The sequence below is a fragment of the Sinomicrobium oceani genome (assembly GCF_900119185.1).
GTDB classification, from domain to species: domain Bacteria; phylum Bacteroidota; class Bacteroidia; order Flavobacteriales; family Flavobacteriaceae; genus Sinomicrobium; species Sinomicrobium oceani.
Map to the genome: position 1 here is coordinate 17,119 of NZ_FPJE01000009.1, position 17,095 is coordinate 34,213.

At 45.5% G+C, this 17,095-nt stretch carries 22 protein-coding genes; 15 read left to right on the forward strand and 7 right to left on the reverse strand.

Annotated elements, in window-relative coordinates; genetic code table 11:
- Positions 1 to 220: 220 nt before the first annotated feature.
- From BT112_RS09350 to BT112_RS09380, 7 genes are all read left to right on the forward strand, one after another.
- A complete protein-coding gene (locus BT112_RS09350; protein ID WP_072317243.1) occupies positions 221 to 1,240 on the forward strand; it encodes a quinone-dependent dihydroorotate dehydrogenase in 1,020 nt (339 codons plus the stop codon).
- Positions 1,241 to 1,330: 90 nt separating this feature from the next.
- Positions 1,331 to 1,996 carry an HAD family hydrolase gene (locus BT112_RS09355; protein ID WP_072317115.1) on the forward strand — a complete coding sequence of 222 codons (666 nt, stop codon included), beginning with the start codon at positions 1,331 to 1,333 and terminating at the stop codon, positions 1,994 to 1,996.
- On the forward strand, positions 1,989 to 2,852 hold the full coding sequence (locus BT112_RS09360) for a hydroxymethylglutaryl-CoA lyase (protein ID WP_072317116.1): 864 nt from the start codon (positions 1,989 to 1,991) through the stop codon (positions 2,850 to 2,852). Before BT112_RS09355 ends, BT112_RS09360 begins: the two co-directional genes overlap by 8 nt.
- Positions 2,853 to 3,259: 407 nt before the next feature.
- Positions 3,260 to 4,735, forward strand: coding sequence for an IMP dehydrogenase (guaB, locus tag BT112_RS09365; protein ID WP_072317117.1), 1,476 nt, complete (start codon positions 3,260 to 3,262; stop codon positions 4,733 to 4,735).
- A gap of 214 nt (positions 4,736 to 4,949) precedes the next feature.
- Positions 4,950 to 5,816 (forward strand): peptidylprolyl isomerase, encoded by an 867-nt coding sequence (locus BT112_RS09370; RefSeq protein ID WP_072317118.1) that lies wholly within the window; start codon positions 4,950 to 4,952, stop codon positions 5,814 to 5,816.
- Positions 5,797 to 7,296, forward strand: a complete 1,500-nt coding sequence (locus BT112_RS09375) for a peptidylprolyl isomerase (RefSeq protein WP_072317244.1) — start codon at positions 5,797 to 5,799, stop codon at positions 7,294 to 7,296. The genes BT112_RS09370 and BT112_RS09375 overlap by 20 nt, the downstream gene beginning before the upstream one ends.
- Before the next feature lie 82 nt (positions 7,297 to 7,378).
- On the forward strand, positions 7,379 to 8,332 hold the full coding sequence (locus tag BT112_RS09380; RefSeq protein ID WP_072317119.1) for an AAA family ATPase: 954 nt from the start codon (positions 7,379 to 7,381) through the stop codon (positions 8,330 to 8,332).
- 73 nt (positions 8,333 to 8,405) lie between these two features.
- Here BT112_RS09380 and aqpZ read toward each other — a convergent pair whose 3' ends face one another.
- A complete protein-coding gene (aqpZ, locus tag BT112_RS09385; protein ID WP_072317120.1) occupies positions 8,406 to 9,098 on the reverse strand; it encodes an aquaporin Z in 693 nt (230 codons plus the stop codon).
- A 316-nt stretch (positions 9,099 to 9,414) separates the two neighbouring features.
- On the opposite strand from aqpZ, the gene BT112_RS09390 reads away from it, so the two are divergent.
- Positions 9,415 to 9,630, forward strand: a complete 216-nt coding sequence (locus tag BT112_RS09390) for a DUF3820 family protein (protein ID WP_175545776.1) — start codon at positions 9,415 to 9,417, stop codon at positions 9,628 to 9,630.
- 190 nt (positions 9,631 to 9,820) lie between these two features.
- Here the strand turns inward: BT112_RS09390 and BT112_RS09395 are convergent, their stop codons facing one another.
- Together BT112_RS09395 and BT112_RS09400 are read right to left on the reverse strand one after the other, a co-directional pair.
- Entirely contained in the window at positions 9,821 to 10,138 is a 318-nt protein-coding gene (locus BT112_RS09395) for a CCC motif membrane protein (protein WP_072317122.1), read from the reverse strand.
- 6 nt (positions 10,139 to 10,144) lie between these two features.
- Positions 10,145 to 10,432: a DUF2752 domain-containing protein gene (locus BT112_RS09400; RefSeq protein ID WP_317039585.1), complete on the reverse strand. Its 288-nt coding sequence runs from the start codon at positions 10,430 to 10,432 to the stop codon at positions 10,145 to 10,147.
- 61 nt (positions 10,433 to 10,493) lie between these two features.
- Between BT112_RS09400 and BT112_RS09405 the strand changes: the two genes are divergently transcribed.
- Both BT112_RS09405 and BT112_RS09410 read left to right on the forward strand, forming a co-directional pair.
- Positions 10,494 to 10,709, forward strand: a complete 216-nt coding sequence (locus tag BT112_RS09405) for a hypothetical protein (protein ID WP_245777012.1) — start codon at positions 10,494 to 10,496, stop codon at positions 10,707 to 10,709.
- A gap of 36 nt (positions 10,710 to 10,745) precedes the next feature.
- Complete coding sequence (locus BT112_RS09410; protein WP_072317125.1) at positions 10,746 to 11,294, forward strand: Smr/MutS family protein; 549 nt, start codon at positions 10,746 to 10,748, stop codon at positions 11,292 to 11,294.
- A 33-nt stretch (positions 11,295 to 11,327) separates the two neighbouring features.
- Here the strand turns inward: BT112_RS09410 and BT112_RS21485 are convergent, their stop codons facing one another.
- Complete coding sequence (locus BT112_RS21485) at positions 11,328 to 11,924, reverse strand: VOC family protein (RefSeq protein WP_083564854.1); 597 nt, start codon at positions 11,922 to 11,924, stop codon at positions 11,328 to 11,330.
- 30 nt (positions 11,925 to 11,954) lie between these two features.
- Entirely contained in the window at positions 11,955 to 12,251 is a 297-nt protein-coding gene (locus BT112_RS21490) for a VOC family protein (RefSeq protein ID WP_083564855.1), read from the reverse strand.
- Positions 12,252 to 12,463: 212 nt separating this feature from the next.
- Here BT112_RS21490 and BT112_RS09420 point away from each other — a divergent pair, with 212 nt between their 5' ends.
- Positions 12,464 to 13,396, forward strand: coding sequence for a peptidylprolyl isomerase (locus BT112_RS09420; RefSeq protein WP_072317126.1), 933 nt, complete (start codon positions 12,464 to 12,466; stop codon positions 13,394 to 13,396).
- 280 nt (positions 13,397 to 13,676) lie between these two features.
- On the opposite strand, the gene BT112_RS09425 is transcribed toward BT112_RS09420, so the two are convergent.
- Positions 13,677 to 14,318: a peroxiredoxin gene (locus tag BT112_RS09425; protein WP_072317127.1), complete on the reverse strand. Its 642-nt coding sequence runs from the start codon at positions 14,316 to 14,318 to the stop codon at positions 13,677 to 13,679.
- A gap of 219 nt (positions 14,319 to 14,537) precedes the next feature.
- Between BT112_RS09425 and BT112_RS09430 the strand changes: the two genes are divergently transcribed.
- Complete coding sequence (locus BT112_RS09430) at positions 14,538 to 15,083, forward strand: YfiT family bacillithiol transferase (RefSeq protein ID WP_072317128.1); 546 nt, start codon at positions 14,538 to 14,540, stop codon at positions 15,081 to 15,083.
- 6 nt (positions 15,084 to 15,089) lie between these two features.
- Here BT112_RS09430 and BT112_RS09435 read toward each other — a convergent pair whose 3' ends face one another.
- A complete protein-coding gene (locus BT112_RS09435; protein WP_072317129.1) occupies positions 15,090 to 15,647 on the reverse strand; it encodes a thioredoxin family protein in 558 nt (185 codons plus the stop codon).
- A gap of 181 nt (positions 15,648 to 15,828) precedes the next feature.
- Here BT112_RS09435 and BT112_RS09440 point away from each other — a divergent pair, with 181 nt between their 5' ends.
- The 3 genes from BT112_RS09440 to BT112_RS09450 all read left to right on the forward strand — a co-directional run bounded on the left by BT112_RS09440 (position 15,829) and on the right by BT112_RS09450 (position 17,074).
- A complete protein-coding gene (locus BT112_RS09440) occupies positions 15,829 to 16,293 on the forward strand; it encodes an Mpo1 family 2-hydroxy fatty acid dioxygenase (protein ID WP_072317130.1) in 465 nt (154 codons plus the stop codon).
- 64 nt (positions 16,294 to 16,357) lie between these two features.
- Complete coding sequence (locus tag BT112_RS09445; RefSeq protein WP_072317245.1) at positions 16,358 to 16,660, forward strand: phosphoribosylpyrophosphate synthetase; 303 nt, start codon at positions 16,358 to 16,360, stop codon at positions 16,658 to 16,660.
- Positions 16,661 to 16,738: 78 nt separating this feature from the next.
- Positions 16,739 to 17,074, forward strand: a complete 336-nt coding sequence (locus BT112_RS09450; protein ID WP_072317246.1) for a tRNA-binding protein — start codon at positions 16,739 to 16,741, stop codon at positions 17,072 to 17,074.
- Positions 17,075 to 17,095: the final 21 nt, after the last annotated feature.

The following is a 17,095-nucleotide window of genomic DNA, read 5'->3' on the forward strand; positions in this document are numbered from 1 at the left end:
GGTTATAAGGAGGTCCGACCCGGGTGGTATCGGCTTTTCGGAAAAGGGAATAAAATTGTCGGGAAAATGCGACACCGGTATTTGCTTTTGCCTGCGACGATTGATATTTCCGGCCTATACAGTTTTAAAGAGGACTATTTATGTACAGCTTCTGATGTTGGCTGCGGATGGTATGTCGTTTTCATCTTTTCCCTATTTTTGCAGCATAATAAAATATCCTATGTATAAATCGCTCATCCGTCCTGTTCTTTTTCTGTTCGATCCGGAAAAAGTGCATCATTTTACCTTTGCATTGATCAAATTTGTAAATAAGATCCCGGGGGTCAGTATGCTTTGCAAGCGTATATATACTGTACGTGATCCGCGACTGGAAAAGGAAGTCTTCGGGTTGAAATTCAGGAATCCCGTAGGACTTGCGGCAGGTTTTGATAAAGATGCGAGGTTGTTTAACGAATTATCCGGATTCGGATTCGGATTTATAGAAATAGGAACGCTGACCCCGAAGCCCCAGCCGGGGAATCCACCCAAAAGATTATTCAGATTACGGCAGGATACTGCGCTTATCAACAGGATGGGATTCAACAATGGCGGAGTGGAGGATGCCGTGAAGCGTCTTCGCAGAAATAAAGGAGTGCTTATCGGGGGAAATATCGGGAAGAACAAGGTGACGCCGAACGAAGATGCGGCAGAAGATTACCGGATATGTTTTGAGGCGCTTTACGGTCATGTTGATTATTTTGTAGTGAACGTGAGTTCCCCAAATACACCGAATCTGCGGGCATTACAGGATAAAGAGCCACTTACGAAGCTGTTGAGCGGTTTGCAGAATCATCCTTTGCAGAAAACCGGAACAAAGCCGGTATTACTGAAAATAGCGCCGGACCTTACCGAAGGACAGCTTACGGATATCGTGCATATTGTTAAAGATACCGGGATAGCCGGAGTTATAGCGACCAATACGACGATTTCCCGGGAGGGCCTGCATTCCAAGGCCAAAGAGGAGACCGGCGGATTGAGCGGAAAACCGTTAAAGAATCGTTCGACGGAAGTGATACGTTTTCTGAGCCGGGAGAGCAAAGGCAGTTTTCCGATTATAGGCGTAGGGGGAATTTACAGTGCGGAAGATGCCAGGGAAAAACTCGACGCAGGAGCGAGTCTTGTACAGGTCTATACCGGGTTTATTTATGAAGGCCCCGGACTGGTAAAGCGTATAAACAAAGGACTTTTGGCCCGGGGATAACACACTGCTTTGCCACCCCGTCCGTGCGGAGCGCAGTAAAGTATGCGGTAAACTAACCCAAAATGTTTACATTTGAACAAATGGAAGCTTATGCGAAAACATGTTATTTTCGATATGGATGGAGTGCTGGTAGACAGCGAACCTGTGCATATGCAGATACTGGCCGAAGTGCTGCGGGAAATGGGGGTGGAGATCACTAAAGAATATCATTTTACCCTCGTAGGAATGGGAGCCCTGATGCTCTGGGAAAAGCTGAAAAAGGACTTCGGGCTTCAAGGAGATCCCAAAGATCTTCTGGAGGCGCATAAAGCTTATTTTTTCGAAGTTATCGGAGACCGGGACATTCCGCCTACCTCCGGGATTTCCGAATTGCTCGACAGGCTGAGAGCTTCCGGATATAACCTTTCGCTCGGATCTTCTTCCCCGGTAAAACTTATAGATATTTTTATGGATAAGGTCAATCTCCGGGAATATTTCGATTATGTGGTGAGCAGTGAGCATGTGGCTAACGGAAAACCTTTCCCGGATATATTTCTCAAAATTTCCGAATTATACGGTATAGCCCCGGAAAGCTTCGTGGTTATCGAAGATAGCCGTAATGGTGTCAAGGCTGCCCGCGCTGCAGGAATGCAGTGTATAGGATACAGGAATGAAAACTCCGGGAACCAGGACCTGTCGGCTGCCGATCTGCTGATCGATGATTTCCGCGAACTTACGACGGCAAAAATGGATATGTTTTACCTGGTCAATGAATAAGATAAAACTCATAGAATGTCCCAGAGATGCCATGCAAGGCATACGCATGTTTATACCTACCGAAAAAAAGGTCGCGTATATACAAGCGTTGTTGCGTGTAGGATTCGATACCATAGACTTCGGGAGTTTTGTTTCACCCAAAGCCATTCCGCAAATGGCCGATACCACAACAGTACTCGGTGCACTCGATCTGTCCGCGACGAAAAGCAAATTGCTGGCTATCGTGGCCAATGTCAGGGGAGCGCAGGACGCTGCGGAACATGCCCAAATCCGTTACCTGGGGTATCCTTTTTCCATATCCGAGAATTTCCAGATGCGTAATACGCATAAAACCATACAGGAATCTACTGTAGTGCTTCAGGAAATTCTGGATATAGCACATCGTTCGGGAAAGGAAGTTGTAGCTTACCTGTCCATGGGGTTCGGAAATCCTTACGGAGATCCCTGGAATGTGGAGATCGTGGCAGAATGGACAGAAAAGCTTTCCGCGATGGGGGTCCGGATATTATCTCTTTCCGATACCGTAGGAAGCTCTACACCTGAGGTGATACGCTACCTCTTTACCCATCTTGTTCCGGCCTACCCGGATATCGAGTTCGGGGCTCATTTACATACCACACCCGGCTCCTGGCACGAAAAAGTAGATGCGGCCTACAAAGCAGGTTGTCATCGTTTTGACGGGGCTATACAGGGGTTTGGCGGGTGTCCGATGGCTAAAGATGAGCTTACCGGGAACATGCCTACCGAAAAACTGTTTTCTTATTTTACCGTGGAAAAAGCCGATACCGGGCTTTCCCCCATGAGTTTTGAAAGTGCCTATAATGAAGCTACTAAAGTTTTTGGCACCTATTCTTAGATTTTTGAGTAATTTCCGGATGCTCTCTGCGGTGGGGAGACGGTGTGTCCGGCTATAATATTTCAATGATTTTTCTGTGTATTTGAAGGGTTTTCCCGAATTGCCGTAACGATTTCATCAACGGAGTTTGTTCTGTAGAAGTAGACCGGCAGCTTCGCCGGTTTACATCGTATCTCCGGAATATGACCGACGCGGGGCTTGGGGAAAACCTTGCAGGCTATATGGTGCTAAATCTGTTTTTTTGTAATCCTGTAATGTGAAAACACCGGACTTCTACACCGAAATCAGGAGTTATGGGGGGGTATTGAAGTTGGCCTGCTAACATATTTTATGTTTAATGATAAAAAAAGACGTCTAATCTCTAAAATTGACGTACATTTGCGTGCAACTAATTTATAAGTTGCACCATGAAAGCTCATAGTTCAAAAATTGTAGGAGAAGGGTTGACGTATGATGATGTCCTTCTTGTTCCGGCCTATTCGGAAGTACTGCCCAGAGAGGTCAATATCCAGACCAAATTCACTAAAAATATAACGATCAATGTGCCTATCGTTTCCGCAGCGATGGATACCGTAACCGAATCTGCTATGGCTATAGCTATGGCCAGAGAGGGAGGTATAGGTGTTTTGCACAAAAATATGACCGCCGAACAGCAGGCACTTGAAGTTCGGAAGGTAAAACGTGCGGAAAGCGGTATGATTATAGATCCCGTAACGCTTCCGCTGACCGCGAAGGTGGCCGATGCCAAAAAGAATATGGCGGAGCACAGTATTGGAGGAATACCGATTGTTGATGAAAACGGATACCTTAAGGGGATTGTGACCAACCGTGACCTGCGTTTTGAGAAAAATGACCATCGTCCGATCGTTGAGGTGATGACGTCCGAAAACCTGGTTACCGTAGGAGAGGGGACCTCCCTTATCGATGCCGAAGGTATTCTTCAGGAAAACAAGATCGAAAAGCTTCCTGTGGTCAATAAGGAGAATAAACTCGTAGGACTTATAACGTTCAGAGATATTACCAAACTGACACAAAAACCTATAGCAAATAAAGATAAATACGGCAGGCTCCGTGTGGCTGCGGCTATCGGTGTTACCGGAGATGCGGCAGAGCGTGCCGAGGCCCTCGTCAATGCCGGGGTAGATGCCATTATTATAGACACGGCACACGGACACACCCAGGGTGTGGTACGGGTACTGAAAGAAGTGAAAAGCAGGTTTCCCGAACTGGATGTCGTTGTCGGTAATATCGCTACTGCAGAAGCGGCGCGCTATCTTGTGGAAAACGGTGCGGATGCTGTTAAAGTAGGTATCGGCCCGGGTTCTATCTGTACGACCCGCGTGGTTGCAGGTGTAGGGTTTCCGCAGTTTTCGGCCGTACTCGAAGTCGCTGCAGGTATCAAGGGATCGGGAGTACCGGTTATTGCCGATGGCGGTGTACGTTATACCGGGGATATCCCCAAAGCCATTGCTGCCGGGGCAGACTGCGTAATGCTCGGATCACTGCTCGCCGGAACCAAAGAATCTCCGGGAGAAACCATCATTTACGAAGGAAGGAAATTTAAGAGTTACAGGGGAATGGGGTCTGTAGAGGCCATGAAAAAAGGAAGTAAAGACCGTTATTTCCAGGATGTCGAAGATGATATTAAGAAACTGGTACCCGAAGGTATCGTAGGCCGGGTACCTTATAAAGGCGAACTGGTAGAGAGTATGCACCAGTTTATAGGAGGCCTTCGTGCAGGGATGGGATATTGCGGAGCCAAAGATATCGAAACGCTCAAGGAAAAAGGACAATTCGTTCAGATTACGGCTTCGGGGATCAATGAAAGCCATCCCCATGATGTTGCGATTACCAAAGAAGCACCGAACTACAGCAGAAGATAATTTTACATTTTAATAAGGTTTATCCGGGGGCGATGCCATGATCCGTTCCCGGGTAAATATACTTTCCTTACTAAATCTTTGTTAAACGTACAGGCTATAACTTGCGATATTTTATCGAATTACTATTTTTGTTACCCCTCGAATATTACCCGGAAATACCGATATGTACCTGTGAACCTGTGGTTAAGGTTCCGGGAAGCTAAAAAGAGGTTTGATGTTAAGAAAAAGTATAGTCGGTTTAATGGTCATTCTCCATCTTGCATCCTGCTCCTATTTCAGCAGTGATGAGACAGCAGATGCTGTAGCCAGGGTTGGGGAGAGTTACCTGTATAAAAAAGATCTCTCCGGGATTTACGGAGAAGATATGTCGCGGGAAGACAGTATGGTTGTCAGAAATAATTTTGTCAATACCTGGGCCATGCGACAACTCTTTATGGATAAGGCAAGGATTAATCTCCCGGAAGAACAATTGCGGGAATTTGAAAAACTTATCGAAGAATACAAGACAGACCTCTACACAACCACGTATAAAGAGGCTTTGATCAACAGTGCTATGGATACTGCGGTAACCACATCCGAGATCGAGTCGTTTTACAACAATACCGAAGACAAGTTTAAACTGAACGAAGAGTTGTGGCGTTTTCGCTATATCGAAGTAAGCCCTGGATTCGGAAAACTCGATGAACTCCGGAAAAAATTCAGGAGTTTCGGGGAAGAAGATAAAGAAGAACTCGAGGAGATGGCCATCAAATTCAAGTCGTACTCACTCGAAGATTCCATCTGGGTAAAAACATCCCAGATCCTTCAGAAAATACCGGCCCTGGGAGAGGAGGAAAACCGGAAGAACATAAAAAAATCGAATTTTATTGAATTAACAGACTCATTAGGGGTATATTTGATTTATATTAACGATATTTTGCAGCGTAATGATAATGCCCCGATGTCATATATAAAACCTACGATCAAGCAAATATTACTGAACAGGAAAAAACTGGAGTTCCTCCGGAAACTGGAAAAAGAAATAATGGATGAAGCAGTCAGAAAAAAGAAATTTCAAATTTATGATGAATCGGATAAGTAAGATCGTTGCAGGGATTGCCGTATGTATGCTGCAACCGGTTTTGGCGCAGGAGAATACAGGTGAAGTAGCGGAAAGCACCGGTACCCCCGTAGAGAGAATTACCGAAATACCCCAGGACACTACCGTGGTGAACCAGGTCAGTGAAGCTGCTCCGCAAGCCTTGCCCGCCGCTACGGAAAGCAAAGGGGAAAAAGTAAAAGTTGATGGCGTGGTTTCTGTTATCGGTGATTATATTATCCTGGAGTCGGATATTGATAAAAGTTATATCGACCTGCAGAACCAGGGAGTATCCATTAAAGACATAAGCCGTTGCCAGTTGTTGGGAAAACTGATGGAAGATAAACTGTATGCCCACCAGGCCGTACAGGATAGCCTGGAAGTTTCCGATAAACAGATCATGGCACAGACCGAACAACAGCTCAACTACCTGGTAAGCCAGGTAGGAACCATGGAAAACCTGCTGGCTTATTATAAAAAATCGGATGAAGAGAGTTTCAAGGAAGAACTCTTCCAGATCAATAAAATACGGGTGCTTGCAGAGAACATGCAGAGTAAGGTAGTCGATGAAATAGAGATTACCCCCGAAGAAGTAAGGCAGTGGTACAACAATATACCCGAAGATGAGCGCCCGGTTTTCGGTGCCGAGCTGGAAATAGCGCAAATCGTCAAAGAACCGGAAGTTCCGGAAGAAGAAAAGCAAAAGGTAGTCAACAGGCTCCGCGAGATGAAACGCGATATCGAAGAGAACGGGGCGAGCTTTGCCACCAAGGCCATCCTGTATTCCAAAGATCCCGGGTCGAGTACCAAAGGAGGCTTTTATCACGTGACCAAACACACCGGTTTTGCCAAGGAATTTATGGATGTGGCCTATACCCTCCGGGAAGGAGAAATTTCCGATCCTTTTGAAACCGATTTCGGATGGCATATTATCAAAATAGACAAGATCAGGGGACAGGAACTCGATCTGAGACATATTCTGCTTATGCCCGAAATACCCCAGGATGCCCTGGATAAAACCCAGAAAGAGCTGGAAGAAGTGCGGGAAAAGATCATCAACGAAGAGGTGTCTTTTGCCGATGCGGCAAGAGAATTTTCGGATGAAAAGGAAACCAAATTCGAAGGCGGGCAATTGCGTAACCCCAGTAATATGGATACCCGGTTTGAGCTGACGAAACTCGACCCTACGCTCTATAACCAGGTGCGTAACCTCAAAACAGGAGAGGTGTCGCAGGTATATAAAGAAGAAGATCAGAAAAAACCCGGTCGTATTACGTTTAAAATACTCAAGGTTACCAATAAATATGAAGATCACAAGGCCGATTATGTAAAGGATTATATGAAGATCAAGGAATTGGCCCTTAAAGAAAAACAGATCAAAGCGATCAGGGAATGGATGGAAAAAACCATTGAGGATACGTATATCATGGTAAATTCCGATTATAAAGACTGCGACTTTTCCAATAACTGGCTGAAAAAATAAGTATTTCCGGCATCTCTTACATGGGGGTGCCGGGCTTAACTCAGTGCTCCATAATACATAAAATACCTCAAATCCCACTTGTATGTCCGACGTTTCTGCTCTGAAAAACCTGGTAACAAAACATCTCGAACTTAAAAAAGAAATTGCAAAAGTCATTATCGGGCAGGAAAAGGTTATCGAAGAGATTTTGCTGGCCATTTATTCCGGGGGACACGCGTTGCTTATCGGAGTACCCGGGCTTGCAAAGACCCTGATGATTCATACTATTGCGGATGCACTCGGGCTGGATTTCAAAAGGATACAATTTACTCCCGATCTCATGCCCAGCGATATCCTGGGGAGTGAGATTCTCGATGCGAACAGGGAATTCAAGTTTATAAAAGGCCCTGTTTTTGCCAATATCATCCTTGCCGATGAGATAAACCGTACTCCTCCAAAAACACAGGCAGCACTTTTGGAAGCGATGCAGGAGAGGGCAGTGACCGTAGCGGGATACAATTATAAAATGGACCTCCCGTATTTCGTACTGGCCACACAGAACCCTATAGAACAGGAAGGAACCTATCCTTTACCCGAAGCCCAGCTGGATCGCTTTATGTTTGCTATTGAACTGGGGTATCCTACCTTTGAAGAGGAGGTAAACGTGGTAAAAGCGACTACGATGGATCAGCAGGTAAAAGTGAGTCCGCTGTTTTCAGCCGAAGATATTGTCGCCATTCAACGACTTGTGCGCAGAATCCCGGTAGCGGATAATGTAGTGGAATACGCCGTGAGACTGGTCGGGAAAACCCGTCCTGGTAGCGGACAAGCGGAGAAGATCGTAAGTGAGTATGTCGATTGGGGAGCCGGTCCGAGAGCCTCACAGAACCTTGTGCTGGCTGCCAAGGCCCATGCTGCGGTAAACGGGAAGTTTTCACCGGATATAGAAAATGTAAAGGCCGTCGCCACAGGGATATTGCGACATCGGGTTATCAAAAACTATAAGGCGGAAGCCGAAAATGTTTCAGTCGAGGCTATTATTGAAGCGTTACTGTAATAGTTTTCCGTTTAGAAATTACCATATAGATCCTGCTGCTTTCCGAAACAGCAGGATCTGTTTTTTTCAACGATCAGTTCGTTTTGTTGTCTTCGCAGAAAACCCTCGATACGATCCCGGCAAGAACGGCACCTGTAACCGGGGCCAGGATAAAGAGCCATAATTGTTGTAAGGCCCAGTGGCCTTCTGCAAACAAAGCCTGGCTGATACTTCTGGCGGGGTTTACCGAAGTATTGGTTACGGGAATACTGATAAGGTGTATAAGTGTCAGGGCAAGCCCGATGGCTAATCCGGCAAAGCCCTGGGGAGCCCTTTGGTCTGTGGCCCCGATAATAACGATCAGGAACATAAAGGTCATGACGGTCTCGGTCAGAAAAGCGGCATACATATCATAGCCTCCCGGGGAGTGAGCGCCATAACCATTGGCCGCAAAACTACCTGTTTCACTGCCGTTCCCCGTAGCTATAACGTAAAGAACTGCGGCTGCCATAATACCTCCCAGTACCTGGGCAGTGATATAAGGGAGGAGTTCGCGGGCACTGAAACGTCCGCCTGCCCACAGTCCTATGGATACTGCCGGGTTCAGGTGAGCACCCGAAATATGCCCGAGCCCGTAGGCTATGGTGAGGACTGTAAGCCCGAAAGCGAGCGCGACACCCAGTAAACCGATACCGAGATCGGGAAAAGCTGCCGCAAGTACTGCACTTCCACACCCTCCGAGTACTAACCAGAAGGTGCCGATAAATTCTGCTAAAAATTTTTTCATAAGATAATTTTTCGTTTAGGGGAACCTGCCCCGGTTACACTGGAATAAATACGAAGACCCGGTCCGGGAGTTAAACTGTCCGGATCTCAGTCTGTGGGATACTGATGTTTTGATGTGCCGGGGTAGAGGCAGATAAAGGGGGAGTCTGTCACCAAATGTACATAGGTTGGAAGGAGATGATAACAATACAGGTGAAAAAAACGACGTCCGGGATAAAAGGTATGAAAACGGGGATAAAAATCACTTTTTGTTCTCCCCGTTTTCCGGATCGTGTATTTTTGTATCATACTGATGAAAAAAAACAGACAGGATGGAGATGGAATACAACAGGGAGTTTCTTGTGAAACTGGCTGCGGCGAAGATGCCTTTTGGCAAGTATAAAGATGTTTATATTACGGATCTCCCGGAGCCGTACCTGGTATGGTTCCGACAAAAAGGTTTTCCCGGCGGAACCCTGGGGAAGCAGCTCGAAGCTATGCTGGAAATCAAAATAAACGGATTGGAAGGGTTGGTTCGTAGCATTCGTAAATAACAACACATTTGTATGTTATAAAAAGAGAGGGTCCAAAAAGTATTTTAATCTTCGGATATTTTCGTATTTGAATTTTGTCTCAGGTACTGATCCGAATAAAAAAGAGGCTGCCTTAACATTTAGGAAGCCTCTATTATGTGATGTATGTAATCGTATCGGTTGTGATTGCCGAAACAGGATTAGCCTTTGTTTAAAACTGGTATTCCTGCTGCATTTCGTATTGTTCCATGATACCGTCTATTCCTATAGAGGCAATGAGGGCAATCGTATAGATGAGATATGCTACGTTGAGTACAATAGCAATAATGGAAATGATCTTCCCGGTATTGATACTGTTGTAATTGTCGTAGAGCTCCGGGGCTTCCTTATAAATTTTTATCGATTTCATGGCGAGAACGAGAGCGATAACGGCCGGGATGACCCCGACTCCTGCAAAACAGCAGCAAAGCAGGGAGCCTATGCTCAGGATAAGAATAAGAGTGGCGTTAGGTAATTTTTGTTTTTCCATATGGTTTCAGTTAAATGATAAGAATTTCAGAATGTAATTTACAGCTATAAAGATGACACTGATTATGGCCAGTGCCGCGGTGATATTAGAAAAATTCCTTTTTTTCCACAATGTACCCGCAAAAAGAAAGATCACCAGTAAGATCAGGGGATAAATTGCCGGGTACATTTTGAAAGCAGCGTAGAATTCTCCTTCGAGCAGTAAGGCCAGGGACCTTTGAATACCACAACCGGGACAATCGAAGCCGAGGAATTTACGGCTTACACAAGGGAGCATATATTTTTCGGCTTCCAAAATCAGCAGGCAATTTGTCTATGAAAATCTAAATTAATATTATTTTTGGGAAAAAGTAAAGATGATGGGTAAAAATCGTCCCGTATTATATTTGTTGTGTATCATAGCCGGAGCCGTACTTGTTTTTACAGGACAGGGGAGCGGAGATACCGAAGGAACCCCGTACCTGATGATTATTGGTTTTATAGTGCTTATGGGTGGATTATACCTGGCCACGACACGATGGGTAAAAGATAACCCAAAGAAAAAGGAAGAAGAGCGGGACGCTGAACAATAGAAATCTAATCCGCTGCTAAAATGCAGGTATGCACGTATGAAAAGTATCAAAGTAGGAGATAAGATAGAGACCATAGACGATTCCATTACCGGAAAGGTAACGGCCATACGCGGTAGTGTGCTATATGTGCTTACCGATGACGGATTTGAGTTGCAGCTTTCTCCGGATGAAGTTATACAAACAGGTGATGATTCCCTGCTGCATAAAAACCCTGTGGATATGGGAAGTTATATTGCCGAGAAAGAGGAATATAAGCGCAAACCCGGAACGGTGGTAAAACCCAAGGAGCGGAATGCACCGAAAATGGAAGTGGATCTTCATATTCATAAGCTGGTCCCGTCTACCCGCGGAATGACCAATCACGATATGCTTACCCTGCAACTGGATACGGCGAGGAGACAACTGGAGTTTGCCATCCGAAAACGCATCCAGAAAGTTGTTTTTATTCACGGGGTCGGTGAAGGTGTCCTGAAACTGGAGCTCGAATACCTTTTCGGGCGATATGAAAATATCAGGTTTTATGATGCGGATTACCAGAAGTACGGCCTCGGAGCTACCGAGGTGTACGTTTTTCAGAATGTATAAGCTCCTCTCCGGGCATTATGTTTTTCCCGGCATTCAAGAACTTCGGGAGGCATCTTCCAATTTATCGATATCTATTTTTTTCATCTGTACAATAGCCCGAAGAACTGCATCCCGTTTTGGACCTTCGGTTTTCGAGAGGATGTCATATACCGCTTCGGGAACCACTTGCCACGAAAGCCCGTATTTGTCCCTGAGCCAGCCACAAGCCTGAGATTCTGGTGCTCTGCCTTTGGAAAGTACAGCCCGGTAATAGTCGGTTTCTTTCTGGTTCCGGCAGCTCACGATAAAAGAAACAGCCTCGTCAAAATTGAAATGATGTTCGCCCGGTCCGTCCATGATCATAAACTTTTCACCGGACAGGTGAAACCGGGCATTTTTGATAAAACCTTCAGGAGCTGCTTCCCCGGCTTCGTATTTTTGTATTTCGTCGATCCCGGATTCCGGAAAAATATCGAGGTAATGTAGCAGGGTACTTTCTGCCTTTCCGAAATTCTGATTGACAAACAAAAGACAAGGAGTGATTTTTTGTCCGGATTGTTTAAGGTCGCCCAGGCCTACCTGCCAGGTGACTCCGTATAGATACTGTACAAAGCCGTATTTTTTGCTCCATGGATAATGATCCGGCGGCATGAGTATATGGCCGTTTTCCGATAGTTTTTTCTACAATGTATCGACTTCTCCGGTTGTTTCACAGGTTACAAAAAAAGAAACCGACGGATTGGCTTTAAACCGGGAACCACCGTTCAGGGCCGTAAAACGATAGCCTTCGAGTTCAAAGTTGATCAACATCACCGAATGAGCAGGTTTCCGATGCCGCTCGAAGCCCTCTTCTCCGTATCGGAGTACTTTTCCTGCAGATGATCTTTTGAAGACGGAAGTGTAAAATTTTACCGCTGATTCTGCCTCGTGATCAAACCAAAGATTGGGGACAATTTTCTGAGGTACGGGAGCTTTCATGGATTTTTCTACGGGTGTATCTGCAATGATAATGTATCCCGTAGCTGCCTGAAGGGGTTTCTCCGGACATTATCCGGGGGGATACGTGACAGAAAAGGTATGCGCTGATCCCGGCTAACCCCGGTAAGGAGCGAAAGTAGTGAAGGCTTTTCTGGCCGGGGACTCGCAAAAATATGTTTATCTTTGTCACTTATAGAAAAAAACAGATTAGCATGCAAAACGGTATTTATGCAAAATTTAATACCTCCAAAGGGGTCATTCTGGCAAAACTCACTTACCAGGAAACTCCCGGGACGGTAGGTAACTTTGTAGGTCTGGCAGAAGGGAAGCTCAAGAACAAGGCACGGTCTCAGGGGCAACCGTACTATGACGGACTTACATTTCATCGGGTTATTCCCGATTTCGTGATACAGGGAGGATGTCCCGAGGGAACAGGTATGGGAGGTCCCGGTTATCAGTTTGACGACGAATTCCGTTCGGACCTCAGGCATCATGGCCCAGGGGTATTGTCTATGGCAAATGCAGGTCCGGGGACCAACGGGAGCCAGTTTTTTATCACTCATGTAGAAACAGCATGGCTGGATGATAAACACACCGTATTCGGATTCGTAGAAAGCGGACAGGATGTTGTAGACACTATTAAACAAGGTGATACTATAGATAGCCTTGAAATCATCAGGGTTGGCGAAGAAGCGGAAAACTGGGATGCCGTATCGGAATTTCAGAAATTCGATGCTTCCAAAGAGCAACGCCTTGAAGAAGAACGAAAAAAGGAAGAGGAGACGCTGAAAAGCCTCACCGAAGGTTTTAGTCGTACTTCCAGTGGTTTGTGGTACAAAATACTGGAAAAAGGCAATGGCGAAAAAGCGGTAAACGGTAAAACGGTTTCGGTACATTACGAAGGTATGCTGACCGATGGAAGTGTGTTCGACTCTTCATACAAGAGGAACCAGCCTATCGATTTTAAGCTTGGAGCAGGTCAGGTTATCTCCGGTTGGGAAGAAGGTATAGAACTTCTCAATACAGGGGATAAGGCACGTCTCGTTATACCGCCTCAACTGGCATACGGAAGCAGGGGAGCAGGAGGGGTAATACCTCCGAATGCCACCCTGGTTTTTGATGTGGAACTGGTGAAGATCAGTTAATCCCGCACGATAAGATTAAAAAAAGGAACGGTTCCAAACCGTTCCTTTTTTTATGTTAAAATTCACCGGATACACCACTATAGACCTGAAGTCCACAGGTTTCGATAAATAATGAAATTGCTGTCCTGGTTATTCGTTATCACGTTTTTAAGACAACAATCAGATAACTGAGTAGCCTAATAATCTATTGGTCTCCATTCGCATCATCACTTTTTCAGGAACTCAGGCGAGACACACTGAAGTACATAGGTTTGACTTCGAAGGCGACCACCAAAAATAATTAATCGAGGTTGGGTTGCGGGGTCATGCGCAGGTATGGTCTTACTTCCTTAAACCCTTTCTTGAATATTCCGGTAGCTTCCTCATTCGATACGGCCGGAACAATAACGACGTCCTCTCCGTTTTTCCAGTTTGCCGGTGTAGCCACCTTGTGGTATTGTGTAAGCTGTAGCGAATCGATTACACGTAGTAACTCATCGAAATTTCGCCCGGTCGAAGCAGGGTAGGTGATCATGAGCTTTACGGTCTTATCAGGGCCTATCACATATACGGACCGTACCGTGGCGGTAGCGCTCGCATTGGGGTGTATCATATCGTAGAGTGTAGCTATTTTCCGGTCTTCATCCGCTATGATAGGGAAATTGACCGTGGTGTGCTGAGTCTCGTTGATATCCTTGATCCATCCTTTATGAGACTCCAGTCCGTCTACGCTCAGTGCAAGAACTTTGACATTTCGCTTGTCAAATTCATCCTTGTATTTTGCCGCAGCACCCAGTTCGGTAGTACATACCGGGGTGTAATCTGCAGGGTGAGAAAACAGTATTCCCCAACCGTCGCCAAGATATTCGTAAAAATCGATCTCTCCTTCGGAGGTCTGTGCTTTGAAATTAGGAGCTTTGTCTCCCAGTCTTATCGTACTCATAGCTGTTCTTTGTTTTTCTGTTCAGATTATTACTCTATAAAATTAGTAGACTAAACTGTAAAAAAGAAATTTTGCATGCAAAATATTTGTTAATACGAAAAAAATAACGACTCATTCCGGACATATTTTCGTGGGCCATAATTTGTTCGCTGTTTTTTTGGTATACTATACGTATCCGATACGGGATAAATAATAATTTTACGAAAAAACAGAGCTGTTATGAACAAAGATACATTGCGATATCCCATAGGTAAATTCAGAGTGCCGGAATACATAGGAGAAAAGGAGCTGGGCACCTGGATTTCGGAACTGGAAGTTTATCCGGAACGGCTCCAAACCCTGGTCAGCCATCTTGGTCCGGAACAACTGGATACGCCCTATCGTCCCGGAGGATGGACGGTTAGACAGGTTCTTCATCATCTCTATGATAGTCATACCAATAGCTATGTCCGTTTTAAATGGACGTTAACCGAAAACACCCCGGTAATCAAGGCTTATGAAGAAGGTCTGTGGGCTGCGCTGGAAGATAGCAGGTCTGCTCCGGCCTCCCTTGCGCTTCAGGGGCTGCAGGCACTCCATGCCAAATGGATATACCTGCTGCGTATGCTGACCCCGGATGATCTGAGCAGAACTTTTGTACATCCCGAAAGCGGGAAGGAAACTACCCTTGCCATAAATGTCGGAATTTATGCCTGGCACAGCGAACATCATTACATGCATATTTATCGCCTTCTCGAACGCAGGGGGTGGTTACCTGAAATGTAGAAAATGTTATTTCTTCCACTTGATGTTACAGCCGATACTCGGCTTTTGCATTTCGGGAACCTGTTGTCCGTGAAGCACTGCTTCCAGTGCGGTACGGATATCTTTTCCTGTCACCGGGATACCATTTTCCGGTCGGGAGTCGTCCAGTTGCCCCCGGTAGGCCAATTGTAATTTGTCATCGAAAACATAGAAATCCGGGGTACACGCCGCATCGTATGCTTTTGCAATATCCTGGCTCTCGTCATAGAGATAAGGAAAAGAAAAGCCTTGCTTCCGGGCATTTTCTGCCATAAGCCCGGGAGCATCGTCCGGATAATTCTCGACGTCATTACTGGAAATTGCTGCAAAACCGACACCTTTGGACGTATAGTCTGAGGCCAGCCTTGAAATTTCCTGATTAACGTGTTTTACAAAAGGACAGTGGTTGCAGATAAACATGACTACCGTGGCCTTTTCTCCCCGGATATCCGAAAGTGAACGATTTGTTCCCGAAACGGTATCGGGCAGGTCGAAACCGGGGGCTTTTGTCCCCAGAGGCAGCATGTTGCTTGGTGTTCTTGCCATAATTATATGTTTTAAGATCTTTACCTATGTAAGAGGGGCAAGTTACGAATTTGTAATGTTCGTATCAACCCGCCGGTTTTTCCGTAGCGCATTAAAGTCGGTACTTGAGGCAGGATGCTATGAAAAATCGCCTGAAAATGCTACCTTGTATGGTGCTAACAGCAAAGTAAAAACCTCGGCGATGAAAACATTGGAGCAATGGTTCGACGATTATGCGGTGAGTCACCGTAATCCGGTGAATAAAAAGATACATTATATCTGTGTTCCCGCCATATTTTTTTCTATCGTAGGACTTCTTATGAGTATCCCGGCAGGCTTACCGGAGCGTATATGGCCCGGAGAAAACCGTTTTATAGAAAACTGGGCTGTGATTGCCCTGATCCCCGTGCTTATTTTCTATATACGGCTCTCCTGGACAATGGCGCTCAAAATTCTCTTGTTTTCTGCATGCTGTATCATAATCAACGGCATGATTTCGGCAATAGCCCCGCTTTGGCTGATAGCTGTCGTAATCTTTGCCATAGCGTGGGCAGGCCAGTTTTACGGGCATAGCATAGAAGGAGAGAAACCTTCTTTTTTCAAAGACCTGCAATTTTTACTTATAGGCCCTGCCTGGGTGCTTCATCACCTTTTTAAAAAGGCTTAGAAAAGATTGGCTATGAATGTTATTGTTTGTAATTTTAAGGAACATACATTTAATTATCGATACCATGAAAAATGCTTATGATACCTTGTCTGAAGCTATAGCAGCACTCAAAGAGGAAGGATTCACGGAAGACTATAACCTGCATGACAAAGGCGTGCACAATCAGCGTAAAAACAGCCATATCCCTGCCGGGGATCTCAACGTGCTGAAGGTGTACCGTTTCGAAGGAAATACAAATCCGGATGACAATACGGTCTTATATGCTATTGAGACTGCCCAAGGAGAAAAGGGCCTGCTGCTCGATGCCTATGGTGTTTATGCCGGAAATGTGTCGAAAGAGATGCTGGATAAACTCCGAATCCACTAAAAACACCGGGGATAGCCGGTTTTTTATTTGCAATTGGATATTTCTTATACTATGTTTGGCGTTCTTAAAGGCATGAACATGGAAATATCCTGGAGTGATTTTGAAAAAGTAGAAATGCGGGTGGGAACTATTGTTGAGGTTAATGAATTTCCCAAAGCGAGAAAACCCGCATATCAATTGGTTATCGATTTTGGCACCGATATCGGGCTCAAAAAATCTTCTGCCCAGATTACCAGGCGATATACCCGGGAAGAACTGCTGAGCAGACAGGTTGTAGCTGTGGTTAACTTTCCCAAAAAGCAGATCGCCAACTTTATGAGCGAATGCCTGGTTGTGGGTGCGGTCGGAGATGAAGGTGATGTCGTTTTGCTCGCTCCCGATTTTAAAGTAGAAAACGGACAGCGGATCGCATGATCCTCCTGCCCGTTATTTATT

Coding starts and splice junctions, on each gene's coding strand:
- BT112_RS09355 (WP_072317115.1), top strand. CDS start 1,331: ATGCGAAAACATGTTATTTTCGATATGGATGGAGTGCTGGTAGACAGC.
- BT112_RS09450 (WP_072317246.1), top strand. CDS start 16,739: ATGGAAATATCCTGGAGTGATTTTGAAAAAGTAGAAATGCGGGTGGGA.
- BT112_RS09360 (WP_072317116.1), top strand. CDS start 1,989: ATGAATAAGATAAAACTCATAGAATGTCCCAGAGATGCCATGCAAGGC.
- BT112_RS21485 (WP_083564854.1), bottom strand. CDS start 11,924: ATGCCGCCGGATCATTATCCATGGAGCAAAAAATACGGCTTTGTACAG.
- BT112_RS21490 (WP_083564855.1), bottom strand. CDS start 12,251: ATGAAAGCTCCCGTACCTCAGAAAATTGTCCCCAATCTTTGGTTTGAT.
- aqpZ (WP_072317120.1), bottom strand. CDS start 9,098: ATGAAAAAATTTTTAGCAGAATTTATCGGCACCTTCTGGTTAGTACTC.
- BT112_RS09425 (WP_072317127.1), bottom strand. CDS start 14,318: ATGAGTACGATAAGACTGGGAGACAAAGCTCCTAATTTCAAAGCACAG.
- BT112_RS09445 (WP_072317245.1), top strand. CDS start 16,358: ATGAAAAATGCTTATGATACCTTGTCTGAAGCTATAGCAGCACTCAAA.
- BT112_RS09420 (WP_072317126.1), top strand. CDS start 12,464: ATGCAAAACGGTATTTATGCAAAATTTAATACCTCCAAAGGGGTCATT.
- BT112_RS09435 (WP_072317129.1), bottom strand. CDS start 15,647: ATGGCAAGAACACCAAGCAACATGCTGCCTCTGGGGACAAAAGCCCCC.
- BT112_RS09395 (WP_072317122.1), bottom strand. CDS start 10,138: ATGGAAAAACAAAAATTACCTAACGCCACTCTTATTCTTATCCTGAGC.
- BT112_RS09370 (WP_072317118.1), top strand. CDS start 4,950: ATGTTAAGAAAAAGTATAGTCGGTTTAATGGTCATTCTCCATCTTGCA.
- BT112_RS09430 (WP_072317128.1), top strand. CDS start 14,538: ATGAACAAAGATACATTGCGATATCCCATAGGTAAATTCAGAGTGCCG.
- BT112_RS09350 (WP_072317243.1), top strand. CDS start 221: ATGTATAAATCGCTCATCCGTCCTGTTCTTTTTCTGTTCGATCCGGAA.
- BT112_RS09405 (WP_245777012.1), top strand. CDS start 10,494: ATGATGGGTAAAAATCGTCCCGTATTATATTTGTTGTGTATCATAGCC.
- guaB (WP_072317117.1), top strand. CDS start 3,260: ATGAAAGCTCATAGTTCAAAAATTGTAGGAGAAGGGTTGACGTATGAT.
- BT112_RS09375 (WP_072317244.1), top strand. CDS start 5,797: ATGATGAATCGGATAAGTAAGATCGTTGCAGGGATTGCCGTATGTATG.
- BT112_RS09390 (WP_175545776.1), top strand. CDS start 9,415: ATGGAATACAACAGGGAGTTTCTTGTGAAACTGGCTGCGGCGAAGATG.
- BT112_RS09440 (WP_072317130.1), top strand. CDS start 15,829: ATGAAAACATTGGAGCAATGGTTCGACGATTATGCGGTGAGTCACCGT.
- BT112_RS09380 (WP_072317119.1), top strand. CDS start 7,379: ATGTCCGACGTTTCTGCTCTGAAAAACCTGGTAACAAAACATCTCGAA.
- BT112_RS09410 (WP_072317125.1), top strand. CDS start 10,746: ATGAAAAGTATCAAAGTAGGAGATAAGATAGAGACCATAGACGATTCC.